This is a genomic window from Ectopseudomonas composti (assembly GCF_001567565.1).
In the GTDB taxonomy this organism is placed as follows: domain Bacteria; phylum Pseudomonadota; class Gammaproteobacteria; order Pseudomonadales; family Pseudomonadaceae; genus Aquipseudomonas; species Aquipseudomonas composti_A.
On the sequence record NZ_LSSW01000020.1, the window covers coordinates 67,312 to 82,240 of the forward strand.

Below are 14,929 nucleotides of genomic sequence, written 5' to 3' on the forward strand. Positions count from 1 at the left end.
TTTTTTTCATATAACCCTCGCCTTTCTAAGAGCGCTCTTTGAGCACCAGGCTTCGCGGCCGTTCCAACCACCCACCATCACCATCAGGAACGATTTCAACAACCTCGATAGCGGCAGTATCTACGGCTACTATTCGACCATGGTTTCTTCCAAGATAGTCACCCACCTTAACTCGATGCACTCCGCCCGCACCGCTGACTAGCGCATATGTACCCGCACCATTAGAGAGCGTACCAACCATTTCAAAGCTTTCTATATTAAAGCCTTCAAGAAACTCTCGAACACGCTGTTCATCAGGCTTGATTTCTTTAGAACCTTTTGGCCGGCTAACAGTCTCTACTTTAATAGGAGGCTGAAACGGACTACGAAGGGAGGATGCATTGTAGGAAAATGCCTCATAGGGCTGAAACTTCGGTAATGGCTCGATGGAACCTTTAGGCCTAGCCTTAACCTCCGCCATAAAGGCCTGCAAGTCAGAGAAATTACCCTCACCACCACACCCCTGCAGCAGTACGAGAAAAAAAGAAAGCAACAAAAACCTGTCAGCCCTCACTTGTCCACCCCCTTATCGTTATAACGATAAGTCTTCGCCAAAACGGTCATGCGCAAAACAGATGAACCGTCCTGAGCAACTGGTTTTATTTCAAAGTCATGCAAGGTAACGATGCGCGGAAGGCTGGCTACGCCACTTACAAATGTAGCGAGATCATGATAGGTCCCCTCAACAGCAATCTGTATCGGCAACTCTATATAGAATTGCTGAGCAACCTCAGGAAGCAGCTTAATCTCTTCAAACTCCAAGCCACTCCCCAAACCAGTGCGAGTAATATCCTCCAGCAGCCCTGGCACCTCAGTATCGCTTGGCAGCTGCCTAAGTAGAGCGCCAAATGACACTTCCATCTCAGCCATCTGCTCTTTATAGGCCTCTAAATTTGCTGCCTGGAAAGCCTTGGTTGAGAACTGCTGCTTAAGAGCCTCCTCTTGACCTCTTGATACATCCAAAGCACTTCGCAAATCACTAAGATAGAAATAGTATCCACCACCGACAACCAACAAAAAAAACAGCAGAAAAACTATTCCTTTCGCCGCAGCAGGCCAGCTGCCGATATTGTTCACATCCAGATCATTTAGATCGACTTTACGCAGGCTATCGATAGATTCAGCGAGGCTCATTTTTTATCACCCTCAACTACTTCTACTTGAGGCTGAGTCTGCTGCACACTCAGCTGAAAGACATTAGCCTGATCCAGCGCTCCCGCCGTAGTTGCTTTGACCTGACTCAAATTCGGCAGCTCCAGCCAATCAGACGAATCCAAATTACGCATAAGATTAGAAACACGATTGTTGGACTCGGCTGCCCCGAGAATGGCTATATTCTTACCAGTCATTTTGATACTAGTGAAATACACTCCATCAGGAAGAGTTCTCGCCAACTGATCAAATATTCGACCAATTATCGGTCGGTTACCCTGCAGATCCTGGATAATCTTCATTCGCTCTAAAAGCTGCTGGCGACGCGTTTTCAGTTCACTGATTTCTTTTATCCGCGAATCCAGCACAGCAATTTCCGACCGGATAAAATTATTACGGGCATCCTGCTGCTCAATAGCTCCATTGAGCAGCTGCCCGCCAAGGAATACAACGCCAGCGCCCAGAACCAGAACACCGACCAAAGTGACCAAAAACCGCTGCTTGCGCTCCTCGCGCAGCTGTTCACGCCAGGGAAGTAGGTTAATCCGCGCCATCAGTCGAAACTCCTCATCGCCAGACCACAGGCAATCATCAGTGCCGGCGCATCACTGGCCAGCGCACCGGCGTTGACCTTGCTGCTAAGCGCCATATCGGCAAAGGGATTGGCCACTAACGTCTGCGTACCGATCTTCTGCTGGATCAGCCGATCGAGATCAGGGATGGACGCGGTGCCACCGGCCAGAAGGATGTAGTCGACATCGTTGAACTGGCCTGCGGCGAAGAAGAACTGCAGCGATCGCGAGACCTGCTGAACGACAGCCTCCTTGAACGGTTGCAAAACCTCACTGTCGTAGTCATCTGGAAGACCACCCTGCTTCTTGGCAAGCCCAGCCTCCTCGACGGAGAGACCATAGCGACGCTGAATCTCCTCGGTTAGCTGCCTGCCACCGAAGAGCTGCTCACGGGTGTAGATGGTGCGGCCGTTGTGCAGAACGCTGAGTGTGGTCATGGTCGCGCCGATATCCACGACCGCAACCGTGAGCTCCTCATGGCCTACACCCAGTTGCGCTTCCAGCAGCCCGTAGGCGCGCTCGAGGGCGTAGGCTTCGACATCGACCACCTTTGCAGTCAGACCGGCGAGCGCCAGAGCCGCTTCGCGGACCTCCACGTTTTCCTTGCGGCAGGCTGCCAGCAGCACTTCTACCCGATCAGGGTTACGCGGAGCCGGGCCTTGCACCTCGAAGTCGATGGCGACTTCTTCCAGGGGATAAGGAATGTACTGGTCGGCCTCGATCTTCAGCTGGTTTTCCAGATCATCATCGGACAATCCAGCTTCCATCTCGATGGTCTTGGTGATCACAGCCGAGCCGGCAACCGCAACGGCAGCTGTCTTGACGCCGCTCTTGGCCTTGGCCAATACGCGAGAAAGCGCCTGACCGACCCCTTCCAGCTCGGCGATGTTCTTTTCGACCACTGCGTTTGGCGGGAGCGGCTCGACTGCGTAAGCCTCTACCTTGTAGCGGCTTCCCGAGCGACTCAGTTCGAGGAGCTTGACCGAAGTCGAGCTGATATCGATCCCCAGCAGCGTATTCGCTTTCTTAGTGAAGAGCCCTAGCACGACCGTTTTCCTATTGGCATCCGCGACTTACGGACTATTTATGTTTTTCCACATTAAATATCAGTCTTGACAGAAGCGCAAATGGCTCCCCGGGAAAAAAAACGCTTATAATGTGATCAGCTTTTCCCTTTTCGCCTCAGCTCCTGCTTAACTCATTCTTTTACTTGGAATTCCGAACATTTTGATACGCCTGCTGAAGTTCATCTGGTGGTCTTGCGTTGCCGTTTTTTGTGGGCTGTTGCTCAGTTTCAGCGGCGCGTTTCTTTATCTTAGCCCGACCCTTCCGTCCGTCGAGTCACTGCGTCAGGTGCAGCTGCAGATTCCTCTGCGGGTCTACAGCAGCGACGCCAAGCTGATTGCCGAGTTCGGCGAGATGCGCCGCTCGCCCATTCGCTTCGATGAAATCCCCAAGGAATTCATCAGTGCCTTGCTGGCTGCCGAAGACGATAATTTCGCCAATCATTATGGCGTCGATGTGACCAGCCTGATGCGCGCTGCCACGCAATTATTGAAAAGCGGTCAGATTCAGAGCGGCGGCAGCACCATCACCATGCAGGTGGCGAAGAACTTCTTCCTCACCAACGAGCGAAGCTTCTCCCGCAAAGCCACCGAAATCCTCCTGGCCCTGCAGATCGAGCGCGAACTGAGCAAGGACGAGATCCTCGAGCTCTACGTCAACAAGATCTACCTTGGTCACCGAGCTTACGGCATCGAAGCGGCGGCACAGGTGTACTACGGCAAGTCCATTCGCGACCTCAACCTGGCGCAGATGGCAATGATCGCCGGCCTGCCGAAGGCCCCTTCGCGCTACAACCCGCTGGTCAACCCGACCCGAGCCAAGGAACGTCGCGACTGGATTCTCGGCCGCCTCTACCGCTTGGGCCGCATCGACCAGGCCAGCTACGAAGAAGCACTGGCCGAAGAGGTGGACGCCCGTTATCACGTTCCGACGCCGGAACTGAGTGCTCCTTATATAGCCGAGATGGCGCGCGCGGAAATGGTCGGCCGCTATGGCAGTGAGGCCTACACCGAAGGCTTCAATGTCACGACCACCGTTCCCAGCCAGCTGCAGGAAGTGGCCAATACCGCGCTGCGTGACGGACTGATCACCTACGATCAACGTCACGGCTACCGCGGCCCAGAAAGCCGCCTACCAGGCATGACACGAGAAACCTGGCTCGCCGAACTGGGCAAGTTCCGCAGCATCGGCGGCCTGGAACCCGCCGTAGTGACTCAGGTCGAGAAGAGCGGCATCCTGGTGATGACCCGCAATGGCGAAGAACAGGCCGTGGCGTGGGACAGCATGAAATGGGCGCGTCCCTTCCTCAATACCAACAGCCTCGGTCCACGCCCGCAGCAACCCGGCGACGTTGCCCAGGTCGGCGATATCGTGCGCGTGCAGCGCCAGGACGACGGCAGCCTGCGCTTCACCCAGGTTCCCGCAGCGCAGAGCGCGCTGGTGTCTCTCAACCCTTACAGCGGAGCTATCCAGGCGCTGGTGGGCGGTTTCTCCTTCGACCAGAGCAACTACAACCGCGCAGTACAGGCCAAACGCCAACCGGGCTCCAGCTTCAAACCCTTCATCTATAGTGCGGCACTGGATAGCGGCTACACCGCCGCCACACTGGTCAACGACGCCCCGATCATCCTCTCCGACGATTACCTGTCACAGAAGTGGCGGCCGAAGAACGACAACAACACCTTCCTCGGCCCGATCCGTATGCGCGAAGCCCTGTACAAGTCGCGCAACCTGGTCTCGATTCGCCTGCTGCAGGATATGGGCGTCGACCGCAGCATTCGCTACATCGAACGCTTCGGGTTTGCCCCGCAGGACCTGCCACGCAATCTGTCGCTGGCGCTTGGCACTGCCAGCCTGACACCGATGGAAATCGCCGAGGGCTGGGCGACCTTCGCCAATGGCGGCTACAAGATCGAACCCTACCTGATCGAACGCATCGACGATCGCAACGGCAAGCCATTGTTCCGCGCCAACCCGGCACGCGTCCCCGGCAGTCAGCCGACCGAGGAAAATGCCAACATGACCGTGAACGCGACGGACGACCTGCCACCGGAAGAGCCCAAAGTCGCTGAACAGATCATCGACGAGCGTACGGCCTACATCATGACCAGCATGCTGCAGGACGTGATCAAGCGCGGCACCGGCCGCCGCGCCCTGGCTCTTGGACGTAGCGATCTGGCTGGCAAGACCGGCACCACCAACGAGTCCAAGGACAGCTGGTTCTCCGGCTATAACGCTGACTACGTGACCACCGTCTGGGCTGGCTTTGACCAGCCGGAAAGCCTTGGTCGCCACGAGTATGGCGGCACAGTCGCACTGCCGATCTGGATGAACTACATGGGGCCGATACTCAAGGATCGTCCGAGCCATCTGCCCAAGGAACCCAAGGGCATTCTGACCCTGCGCGTCGACCCGGTCAGCGGCCGCGCTGCGGCGCCGGGCACCCCGGATGCCTACTTCGAGCTGTTCAAAAGCGAGGACTCACCGCCGCCGATGAGCGAGTTCGAACCCGGCATGGGCGCGCCTGGCAGCCCGCTGCCAGCCGACGAAATGGCGCCGATCGATCTGTTCTGATCGGCACCTTGCCGGCGCGCGCTGACGAGCAAACAGCAGACAACAAAAAACCCGCCTAGGCGGGTTTTTTGTTTGTGCATCCAATCGGCTTAGCCGTTGAATACCTCATCCACCGACGTCAGCGGATAGTGCTTCGGATACGGCAGAGTAGCCACACCGGACTCGATGGCGGCCTTGGCCACGGCATCGCAAACCACGGTGATCAGGCGCTGATCCATCGGCTTCGGAATGATGTACTCACGACCGAACGACAGCGCGATGCCGCCGTAGGCGTCGCACACGTCCTGCGGTACTGGCAGCTTGGCCAGGTCACGCAGCGCCAGCGCGGCAGCGATCTTCATCTCTTCGTTGATGCGAGTGGCGCGAACGTCCAGAGCACCGCGGAAGATGAAGGGGAAGCCCAGCACGTTGTTGACCTGGTTCGGGTAGTCGGAACGACCGGTGGCCATGATCACGTCGTTGCGGGTCTCGTGCGCCAGCTCCGGCTTGATTTCCGGATCCGGGTTGGAGCAGGCGAAGACGATCGGGTTGGCCGCCATGCGCTTGAGGTCTTCCGCGCTCAGCAGGTTGGCACCGGACAGGCCAACGAACACGTCAGCACCTTCGAGCGCGTCGGACAGCGTGCGCTTGTCGGTCTCGGTGGCGAACACGGCCTTGTACTGATTGAGGTCGTCACGACCGGCATGGATCACGCCCTTGCGATCGATCATGAAGATGTTCTCGACCTTGGCACCCATGCTCACCAGCAGTTTCATGCAGGAGATGGCTGCAGCACCGGCGCCCAGGCAGACGATCTTCGCCTCTTCGAGCTTCTTGCCGGCGATTTCCAGCGCGTTGAGCATACCGGCAGCGGTCACGATGGCGGTGCCGTGCTGGTCATCGTGGAACACCGGGATGTCGCACTGTTCGATCAGCGCGCGCTCGATCTCGAAGCACTCGGGGGCCTTGATATCTTCCAAGTTGATGCCGCCGAAGGTGATGGAGATGCGCTTTACGGTGTCGATGAAGGCCTGCGGGCTTTCCGCATCGACTTCGATATCGAACACGTCGATACCGGCGAAACGCTTGAACAGCACGCCTTTGCCTTCCATTACCGGCTTGGAAGCCAGCGGGCCGAGGTTACCCAGACCGAGGATGGCAGTACCGTCGGAAATCACGGCGACCAGGTTGCCTTTACCGGTGTAACGGTAGGCCAGCTCGGCATCGCGAGCGATTTCGCGTACCGGCTCGGCGACACCTGGGCTGTAGGCCAGCGACAGGTCGCGGGCAGTAGCGGTGGCTTTGGTCAACTCGACACTCAGCTTACCGGGACGGGGCTGAGCGTGATATTCGAGAGCGGCAGTTTTTAGATCTGACATAGTGGCATTTCCGCTTTTGTTGGCTGTTGAACGGGCAGCGGCCGAGGATACGCAAGTTGTATACACCTGCACAAGACCGTTCGGTCGCGATTGAAGCACCACACTAGCGCAGCGTTTTCAGCCACTCGCCAGGGCGCGGCTCACCACTCGGATACAACCCATTGAGCAACCTGAGCTGTGCTTCGCCATCAACCGGTAGCGGCGAATCCTTGGCCAGAGTGGAGAAGCGCTGGCCCGCCCTGGCCCGCACCACATGCAGACGCACCGGCTCGGCCAGCTTGCGCTCGGCTGCCTTCAGCGGCCGATAACTGCGGATGACATCGAGAAAGTGCCCATCCTCGGTTTCCAGCGAAGCGCGCCCCTTGACCGCCGCCACGAACAGGTACGCATTGTCGCCGCGATAGATCACCGCAACGCGGCGCGCCGCCTGCCCCTGCAGGATCGCCGTATAGCCTTGCAGCGCACCCACCTTCAGCTCCTCGTCCGCCACCAGACGCTGATTACCGACGCGCTTACGCAGGAATTCGGCCGGCGAAAGCCGCCTGTCCACCGCCTCCAGGGTCATGGCGATGAAGGCCTGCTCATCCGCGGTATGGCCAATCAGCACATCCGGGCGATTGACCAGTTGCCAGCCCTGCGGGTAGGTCAGAGCGAAGTCCAGTTCGCCATGATAGAAATTGCGCCCACGGCGAATACCGCTGGCGGCCGAATCGCCGAACACCAGACCGTCGAGCATCTGCAGAAAGTTGTCGCGCCCGACCTCCTGATTACCACCTACCAGCGCACTCGCCGGGCCGATTACCTGCTGCAGGCGGCGATCATTGTCCGGATGGGTGTCGAACAAGCCGTGATAACCACCGGCAGCCGGTGCTTCTCCGCGCTTGGCCGCCTGCGCGCGGGCGAAGTCCTCCTGGCCCTTGAGCACCTTGACCACCTCTATCATCGCTTGCGGGTCATAGCCACTGCGTGCCAGATACTGCGCGCCCAGACCGTCCGCCTCCAGTTCCATGTCACGTCCATAACCGCGCACGAAGGCGTTGCCCATGACACTGGTCAGATCGCCTACTGCACCGACGCCCGTGCCGATGGCTGCGGCCTGGCCAAGCAGCCCCCAGGCCGTGGACTGACTCTGCTGGCGCACGCTGTGACGCGCCGTCACGTGGCCCACCTCGTGCCCCAGCACGGCAGCCAGCTCCGCCTCGGAGTTGAGATAGGCGAGCAGGCCGCGATGGATATAGATGTAGCCCCCCGGCAGTGCGAAGGCGTTGACGTCAGGACTGTCGACCAGGGTGAAGACGTAGTTGAGCTGATTGCGATGGCTGCTGCGCGCCACCCGCTCGCCAACGCGCTGGATATAGGCCTGCAGCTTGGCGTCTTCGTAGCGCGGATATTGCTTGAGGATTTCCTGGTTGTAGCGCGCGCCGAGATCCAGCTCCTGGCGCTCGCTCATCATCACGAAATCGGTACGCCCGGTGGCGGGATTGACCGCACAACCGGCCAACCAGCTGCAGAACAAGCACAGCGTCAATGCACGAATCATGGCAACACCTCCAGCATCGCCGAATGGGTAAGCGACAGCATCCAGCGCGCCTGCCCGGATTTCAAGCCGCCACGACTCTGCCGATCGATGACCCAGCCTCGCGCCTCCACCCGCCGACCCTTGAGCGCCTGCAAGGCGCGCAGATCGAACTCATCGAGCAGCTCTGGCGCCACGCGCAACACCCGACCGCCATCGAGGTCGAGCCAGAGGCCGCCACGATTGTGCTGCACAGCGATGACCCGGCCGCCGAGCAAGGCGAAGCCACCGCCGCGCAGTTGGCCAGCCGTCTTCACCTGCTCGTCACGCCACACGCCAAGTCGCTTGCTGCGCGCCTGACGCTCGGCTTGTGCCTGGCAGGTCACCAGTGCCGCATTGGGCGACACTGCCACCATGAAACCAAGGCCTTCGCTTAGCAGTTGCGCTTCGAGATTGCGCCCCTGGCGGTCATAGAGATGGGCCAGGGTGCGTCCGTAACGATCCTCGCGCTGCGCGCCATAGAGAAGCCCGACGCGGCCATCGCTGGCATCCACCAGCGCCTGCAGGCGGCGCGTGGCCTGCACGGCATAGGGCTCATCACTGCGGCCCTTGCGGCCCAGTTCAGGGGCGTTGATGCCGATCAGACGAATGCTGCGCCCGTCGGCCAGGCGCACGGTGTCGCCATCGACCACATGGCGCACGGCGACCTGAGCAAGGTCGGCGCGCTGCGGACAGAAGGCCTGAGCCAGATCGACGCACAGTAGAGAAACGAAAAAGGCGCCCACCAGGGACGCCTTTTTCAGTATCACGGAGTGGCGCATGCCAGATTCCGTTATCGTTCGGCCGCTTACTTGGCGCCGAATACGCCGAAGCGCTGCTTGAAGCGATCGATACGGCCGCCGGTGTCCAGCACTTTCTGCTTACCGGTGTAGAACGGGTGGCACTCGGAGCAAACGTCGAGGCTCAGGTTCTTGCCCAGGGTGGAGCGGGTCTTGATCACGTTACCGCAGGAGCAGGTAGCGTCGATTTCGACGTAGTTCGGATGGATATCGGCTTTCATCGTGCTTTCCTCAGGGTAGTCGTGCCGCCACCCGACCAATGTCAGGCACCGCACAGAAATAGGCCGCGCATCTTACCAGACGCGCGAGTCGATGCAAGCTGCGCAAGGCGCCGGTCGTCGCGTGCTAAGATCGCCGGCCTGTCAAAGGAGCTCCTGGCTTGCCCAACCTGATCCTGCGCCTCGCCCTGCCCTCGCCGCTGCGCCGCCTGTTCGACTATCTGCCGCCTGCCGGCGTGTCGCGCAGCGCCTTGCAGCCAGGCGCACGCCTGCGCGTGCCCTTCGGCCGGCGCGAGATGATCGGCGTGCTGGTGGAGGTCGACAGCCAGAGCGAAGTGCCTCTCGACAAGCTCAAACCCGCACTGGAGCTGCTCGACGCCCGCCCGCCACTGCCAGCGCCGCTGTTCAAGCTGTGCCTGTGGACGGCGCAGTACTACCAGCACAGCCTCGGCGACACCTTGAGCTGGGCCTTGCCGGTGTTGCTGCGCCAGGGTGAACCGGCCGAGACCCGCCAGGAGCGTTACTGGCTGGCCAACACAGGCGCCAGCGTCGAAGACCCACGGCTGGCCCGCGCGCCACGCCAGCGCGACGCGCTCAAGGCGCTGGCGCAACATCCTCATGGCGTGGCCCACAGCCTGCTCAGCCAGCTGCAACTCAATCGCGACAGCCTGCAATTGCTGCATGAGAAGGGGCTGGTACGGGTCGAGGTGCGCCGCACCCAACCTCACGCCAAGCCCGCGCACTGGCTGGCGCAACCGGAACTGCCGCTCAACGCCGAACAACGCGCCGCCGTCAACGCCGTCGCCTCGGGCTGGGATCAGTTCAATGCCTTTTTGTTGGCGGGCGTCACCGGCAGCGGCAAAACCGAGGTCTACCTGCAGCTGATCCACCAGTGCCTGGAGGCTGGCAAGCAGGCCCTGGTGCTGATCCCCGAGATCAACCTCGGCCCGCAGACCTTCGACCGCTTCGCCCGTCGCTTCAACGCGCGCATTGCCCTGCTGCACTCGGCGGTCAATGATCGCGAGCGCCTGGACGTCTGGCTGGCCGCGCGCGATGGCGAAGCCGACATCATCATCGGCACCCGCTCGGCACTGTTCACGCCGATGAAGAACCCGGGGCTGATCATCGTCGACGAAGAACACGACGCCTCCTATAAACAGCAGGAGGGCCTGCGCTACCACGCCCGCGACCTGGCGCTGGTGCGCGCCCGCCAGGAAGATGTGCCCATCGTCCTCGGCTCGGCCACCCCCTCGCTGGAAAGCCTGCACAACGCCCACAGCGGCCGCTATGCACTGCTCAAGCTGACCCAGCGCGCCGGCGGTGCCAGCCAGCCACGCTTCCTGCGCCTCGACGTAAAGAGCCGACCGCTGGACTCGGGCATGTCCGGGCTGATGCAGCAGGCCATCGCCCAGACCCTGGCGGCCGGTCAGCAGGTGCTGGTGTTCCTCAACCGCCGTGGCTTCGCCCCGACCCTGCTCTGCCACGACTGCGGCTGGCTGTCCGAGTGTCCGCGTTGCGATGCCCGGATGACCGTGCACCAGCGCTACCAGGAACTGCGCTGCCACCACTGCGGGCATGTGGAGAAGCAACCGAGCAACTGCCCGAAATGCCAGCACGTCGACCTGCGCCCGGTCGGCGCCGGCACCGAGCGCGCGGAAGAGCGCCTGGCGGTGCTGTTCCCCGATTACCCGGTACTGCGCATCGACCGCGACAGCACCTCGCGCAAGGGCGCGATGGATCGCCTGTTCGCCACCATCAACAAGGGCGAACCCTGCATCCTGGTCGGCACCCAGATGCTCGCCAAGGGTCACCATTTTCCGCGGGTGACCCTGGTGTCGATTCTCGATGCCGACGGCGGCCTGTTCTCTGCCGACTTCCGCGCCAGCGAGCGCATGGCGCAGCTGATCGTGCAGGTCGCTGGCCGCGCCGGCCGCGCCGAGGAGCCGGGCAAGGTGATCATCCAGAGTCACCTGGCCGACCATCCGCTGCTGGTGCAACTGACCGAGCAAGGCTACTTCGCCTTCGCCGAACAGGCGCTAAGCGAACGCCGCAGTGCCGGCCTGCCGCCGTTCTGTCACCTGGCCCTGTTGCGCGCCGAAGCGCACAAGCCAGGGCAGGCGGAGGGCTTCCTCGATGAAGCCTGCAGCGAGGCCGAACACCTGCTCGGTGAACTGAATCTCTCCGGCATCGAACTGCTTGGCCCGGTTCCGGCACCGATGGAACGCCGCGCCGGCCGCTTCCGTGCGCAACTGCTGGTGCAGGGCAATGCCCGTGCGCCACTGCACCGCCTGCTCAACCGCTGGCTGCATGCACTCGAGCAAATGCCCAGCGGCCGCGCAGTGCGCTGGTCACTGGACGTCGACCCAATCGACCTGTTCTAGGGTAGGGTGCCCATGCGCAGCGACTGCCGCGCACAGCACAGCCCACAAGTTATGGCCTGCCGCTCGCTGCTGCTTTTATAATGCGCAGTTTTCGACCAAAGCCCCAAGGCAACCCGAGCCGAACATGAAAGACAGCATTCGCCACCTGATCCAGCAAGCCCTCGACCGCCTCACCGCCGAAGGCGTGCTGCCTGCCGGGCTGACACCGGCCATCCAGGTGGAGAACACCAAGGACAAGAGCCACGGCGACTTCGCCAGCAACATCGCCCTGATGCTGGCCAAACCGGCCGGCATGAAGCCGCGTGACCTGGCCGAGAAGCTGATCAAAGCACTGCCGGCCGACGAGCAGGTCACCAAGGTGGAAATCGCCGGCCCGGGCTTTCTCAACTTCTTCCAGAACAGCGATGCCCTGGCCCAGAGCCTGGAAACCGCACTGGCCGACGCCAAGCTCGGCGTGCGCAAGAGCGGCCCGGCGCAGCGCGTGGTGGTCGACCTGTCGGCCCCCAACCTGGCCAAGGAGATGCACGTCGGCCACCTGCGCTCGACCATCATCGGCGATGGCGTGGCCCGTGTACTGGAGTTTCTCGGTGACACGGTCATTCGCCAGAACCACGTCGGCGACTGGGGCACCCAGTTCGGCATGCTGCTGGCCTACATGCAGGAAAACCCGGCGGCTGCCGAGAGCGAGCTGGCTAACCTGGAAGGTTTCTACCGCGCCGCCAAGAAGCGCTTCGACGAGTCGCCCGAGTTCGCCGACCGCGCCCGCCAGCTGGTAGTGCAACTGCAGGCCGGCGATGCCGAGTGCCTGCGCCTGTGGCACCGTTTCAACGACATCTCGCTGAGCCATTGCCAGGCGCTGTACGACCGCCTCGGCGTCAAACTGGGGATGGCCGACGTCAAGGGCGAGAGCGCCTATAACGACGACCTGCCCAAGGTAGTCGCCGATCTCGCCGCCAAGGGCCTGCTGACCGAGGACAACGGCGCCCAGTGCGTGTTCATGGACGAGTTCAAGAACAGCGAAGGCAACCCGCTGCCGCTGATCGTGCAGAAGGCTGGCGGCGGCTACCTGTACGCCACCACCGACCTGGCCGCCACCCGTTACCGCGCCGGCACGCTCAAGGCCGACCGCGTGCTGTACTTCGTCGACCAGCGCCAGGCCCTGCACTTCCAGATGGTCTTCGCCTGTGCGCGCCTGGCCGGCTTCGTCCCCGCCAGCATGGACATGGAGCACATGGGCTTTGGCACCATGAACGGCCCTGATGGTCGCCCGTTCAAGACCCGCGACGGCGGCACCGTGAAGCTGGTGCAACTGCTCGACGAAGCCGAACAGCGCGCCTACACCCTGGTCAAGGACAAGAACCCGGATCTGGCAGAAGACGAACTGCGCCAGATTGCCCGCGTGGTCGGCATCGCCTCGGTGAAGTACGCGGACCTCTCCAAGCACCGCGCCAGCGACTACAGCTTCAACTTCGACCTGATGCTGAGCTTCGAGGGCAACACCGCGCCCTACCTGCTGTACGCCTACACCCGTGTCGCCAGCATCTTCCGCAAGCTGGGCAAGGGCGTCGACGAGATCGGCGGACAGATCAACCTGGTCGCCGATCAGGAGCAGGCCCTGGCCGCCAAGCTGGCGCAGTTCAACGAGCTGCTCGGCAACGTCGCCGAGAAGGGCACGCCGCACATGCTGTGCAGCTACCTGTACGACATCGCCGGCCTGTTCTCCAGCTTCTACGAGAACTGCCCGATCCTTACGGCCTCCGACGAGGTGACTCGCAACAGCCGCCTGCGCCTGGCCGCCCTCACCGGCCGCACCCTCAAGCAGGGCCTGGAACTGCTCGGCCTGGAAACCCTGGAGCGGATGTAAATGGCAGCGCGCAAGAAACCGGCACCGAAACGCGGCGCCAGTCGCTATCAAGCCCCGGCGAAGAAGCCCGTACCGGGCTGGATCTGGCTGGCCTGCGGTCTGGTGGTCGGCGGTTTCTTCATGTTCCTGTTCAGCCTCGAACCGGGTCGTGACGAGATCAAGCGCGACACGGGCGAGCAGGTGCGCAGCACCAAACCGGAACCCAAACCGACCAAGCCGGAACCCGCCAGGCCCAAGTACGACTTCTACACCCTGCTGCCGGAGTCGGAAGTGATCCTGCCGCAGGCGCTGGAAGAAACGCCTCCACCTGCGCCCGAGCCAAAGCCGGTTACCCCGGAGGAAGCTGCGAAAATCGACACCGCTCGCGCCGAAGCAGCACTCAACGGCCAGGTGCCGCCGCCCGCACCACCGGTGCTGGCCAGCGCGCCGGTCACCACGCAGTTCTTCCTCCAGGCCGGCTCGTTCCGCAAGCGCGACGATGCCGACACCGTGCGAGCGCAGATCATCCTGCTGGGGCAGAACGTACGTGTGGAAACCGGCAAGGTGCGCGAGGAAACCTGGCACCGCGTCCTGGTCGGCCCGTTTGCCAGCCGCGAACAGCTGGCAGCAGCGCAGAAAACCCTCGCCGGCAATGGTTACAGCAACCTGCTGTTACAGCAGCGCCAAGTCCGCTGATCGCCGTTTGATCCGCCGCTGGTTGAAAAGCCGCGGCGGGCACCCCATCTGATTCTCCATCCGGGCAATTCGCCCCGCAGCGTGGAGATTCACCCTTGACCACCATCGTTTCAGTGCGCCGCCACGGCAAGGTCGTGATGGCAGGCGACGGCCAGGTATCCCTCGGCAACACCGTCATGAAGGGCAACGCCAAGAAGGTGCGTCGCCTCTACCACGGCCAGGTGCTGGCCGGCTTCGCCGGTGCCACCGCCGATGCCTTCACCCTGTTCGAGCGCTTCGAAGGCCAGCTGGAAAAACACCAGGGCCACCTAGTGCGCGCCGCTGTCGAACTGGCCAAGGACTGGCGTACCGACCGCAGCCTGAGCCGCCTGGAAGCCATGTTGGCGGTGGCCAACAAGGACGCCTCCCTGATCATCACCGGCAACGGTGACGTGGTCGAACCCGAGGAAGGCTTGATCGCCATGGGCTCCGGCGGCAACTTCGCCCAGGCCGCGGCGCGCGCCCTGCTGATGAAGACGGACCTGTCCGCCCTAGAGGTAGCGCAGACTGCACTCGGTATCGCCGGCGACATCTGCGTCTTCACCAACCATCACCAGACCATCGAGGAACTGGACGCGCCCGAGTGAGGCCTATCTGAAAACTGCCGGCATTGTCATCGCCTGCGGTTTTAGAGCCC

Annotated in this window: 13 protein-coding genes; 5 read left to right on the forward strand and 8 right to left on the reverse strand. The window is 61.7% G+C overall.

Features of this window, described 5'->3' with window-relative positions; translation table 11 throughout:
* Positions 1–25: 25 nt before the first annotated feature.
* Genes PCLY_RS24395 through PCLY_RS06305 form a run of 4 tightly spaced genes read right to left on the reverse strand, consistent with a single transcriptional unit; the run spans position 26 to position 2,809 of the window.
* A complete protein-coding gene (locus PCLY_RS24395; protein ID WP_082768027.1) occupies positions 26–553 on the reverse strand; it encodes a pilus assembly protein PilP in 528 nt (175 codons plus the stop codon).
* Positions 550–1,173 (reverse strand): type 4a pilus biogenesis protein PilO, encoded by a 624-nt coding sequence (gene pilO, locus PCLY_RS06295; protein ID WP_061238433.1) that lies wholly within the window; start codon positions 1,171–1,173, stop codon positions 550–552. The genes PCLY_RS24395 and pilO overlap by 4 nt, the downstream gene beginning before the upstream one ends.
* Entirely contained in the window at positions 1,170–1,745 is a 576-nt protein-coding gene (locus PCLY_RS06300) for a PilN domain-containing protein (RefSeq protein WP_061238434.1), read from the reverse strand. The genes pilO and PCLY_RS06300 overlap by 4 nt, the downstream gene beginning before the upstream one ends.
* Positions 1,745–2,809 carry a pilus assembly protein PilM gene (locus PCLY_RS06305; RefSeq protein ID WP_061238435.1) on the reverse strand — a complete coding sequence of 355 codons (1,065 nt, stop codon included), beginning with the start codon at positions 2,807–2,809 and terminating at the stop codon, positions 1,745–1,747. Before PCLY_RS06305 ends, PCLY_RS06300 begins: the two co-directional genes overlap by 1 nt.
* A gap of 373 nt (positions 2,810–3,182) precedes the next feature.
* Here PCLY_RS06305 and PCLY_RS06310 point away from each other — a divergent pair, with 373 nt between their 5' ends.
* A complete protein-coding gene (locus PCLY_RS06310; RefSeq protein WP_394326847.1) occupies positions 3,183–5,402 on the forward strand; it encodes a penicillin-binding protein 1A in 2,220 nt (739 codons plus the stop codon).
* An 89-nt stretch (positions 5,403–5,491) separates the two neighbouring features.
* Here PCLY_RS06310 and PCLY_RS06315 read toward each other — a convergent pair whose 3' ends face one another.
* The 4 genes from PCLY_RS06315 to rpmE form a co-directional block, all read right to left on the reverse strand.
* The gene (locus tag PCLY_RS06315) at positions 5,492–6,760 is read right to left on the reverse strand and encodes a malic enzyme-like NAD(P)-binding protein (RefSeq protein ID WP_061238437.1); all 1,269 of its coding nucleotides are present in this window, start codon (positions 6,758–6,760) and stop codon (positions 5,492–5,494) included.
* 103 nt (positions 6,761–6,863) lie between these two features.
* Positions 6,864–8,300: a M48 family metalloprotease gene (locus tag PCLY_RS06320; RefSeq protein WP_061238438.1), complete on the reverse strand. Its 1,437-nt coding sequence runs from the start codon at positions 8,298–8,300 to the stop codon at positions 6,864–6,866.
* Positions 8,297–9,097, reverse strand: coding sequence for a thermonuclease family protein (locus PCLY_RS06325; RefSeq protein WP_061238439.1), 801 nt, complete (start codon positions 9,095–9,097; stop codon positions 8,297–8,299). Before PCLY_RS06325 ends, PCLY_RS06320 begins: the two co-directional genes overlap by 4 nt.
* A gap of 26 nt (positions 9,098–9,123) precedes the next feature.
* Positions 9,124–9,336, reverse strand: coding sequence for a 50S ribosomal protein L31 (rpmE, locus tag PCLY_RS06330; protein ID WP_003459015.1), 213 nt, complete (start codon positions 9,334–9,336; stop codon positions 9,124–9,126).
* Positions 9,337–9,494: 158 nt separating this feature from the next.
* Here rpmE and PCLY_RS06335 point away from each other — a divergent pair, with 158 nt between their 5' ends.
* The 4 genes from PCLY_RS06335 (at position 9,495) to hslV (ending at position 14,879) form a co-directional block, all read left to right on the forward strand.
* Positions 9,495–11,714, forward strand: a complete 2,220-nt coding sequence (locus PCLY_RS06335; RefSeq protein WP_061238440.1) for a primosomal protein N' — start codon at positions 9,495–9,497, stop codon at positions 11,712–11,714.
* A gap of 124 nt (positions 11,715–11,838) precedes the next feature.
* Positions 11,839–13,578 (forward strand): arginine--tRNA ligase, encoded by a 1,740-nt coding sequence (argS, locus tag PCLY_RS06340; protein ID WP_061238441.1) that lies wholly within the window; start codon positions 11,839–11,841, stop codon positions 13,576–13,578.
* Positions 13,579–14,253: an SPOR domain-containing protein gene (locus PCLY_RS06345; protein ID WP_061238442.1), complete on the forward strand. Its 675-nt coding sequence runs from the start codon at positions 13,579–13,581 to the stop codon at positions 14,251–14,253.
* Positions 14,254–14,348: 95 nt separating this feature from the next.
* Positions 14,349–14,879: an ATP-dependent protease subunit HslV gene (hslV, locus tag PCLY_RS06350; protein WP_003459006.1), complete on the forward strand. Its 531-nt coding sequence runs from the start codon at positions 14,349–14,351 to the stop codon at positions 14,877–14,879.
* Positions 14,880–14,929: the final 50 nt, after the last annotated feature.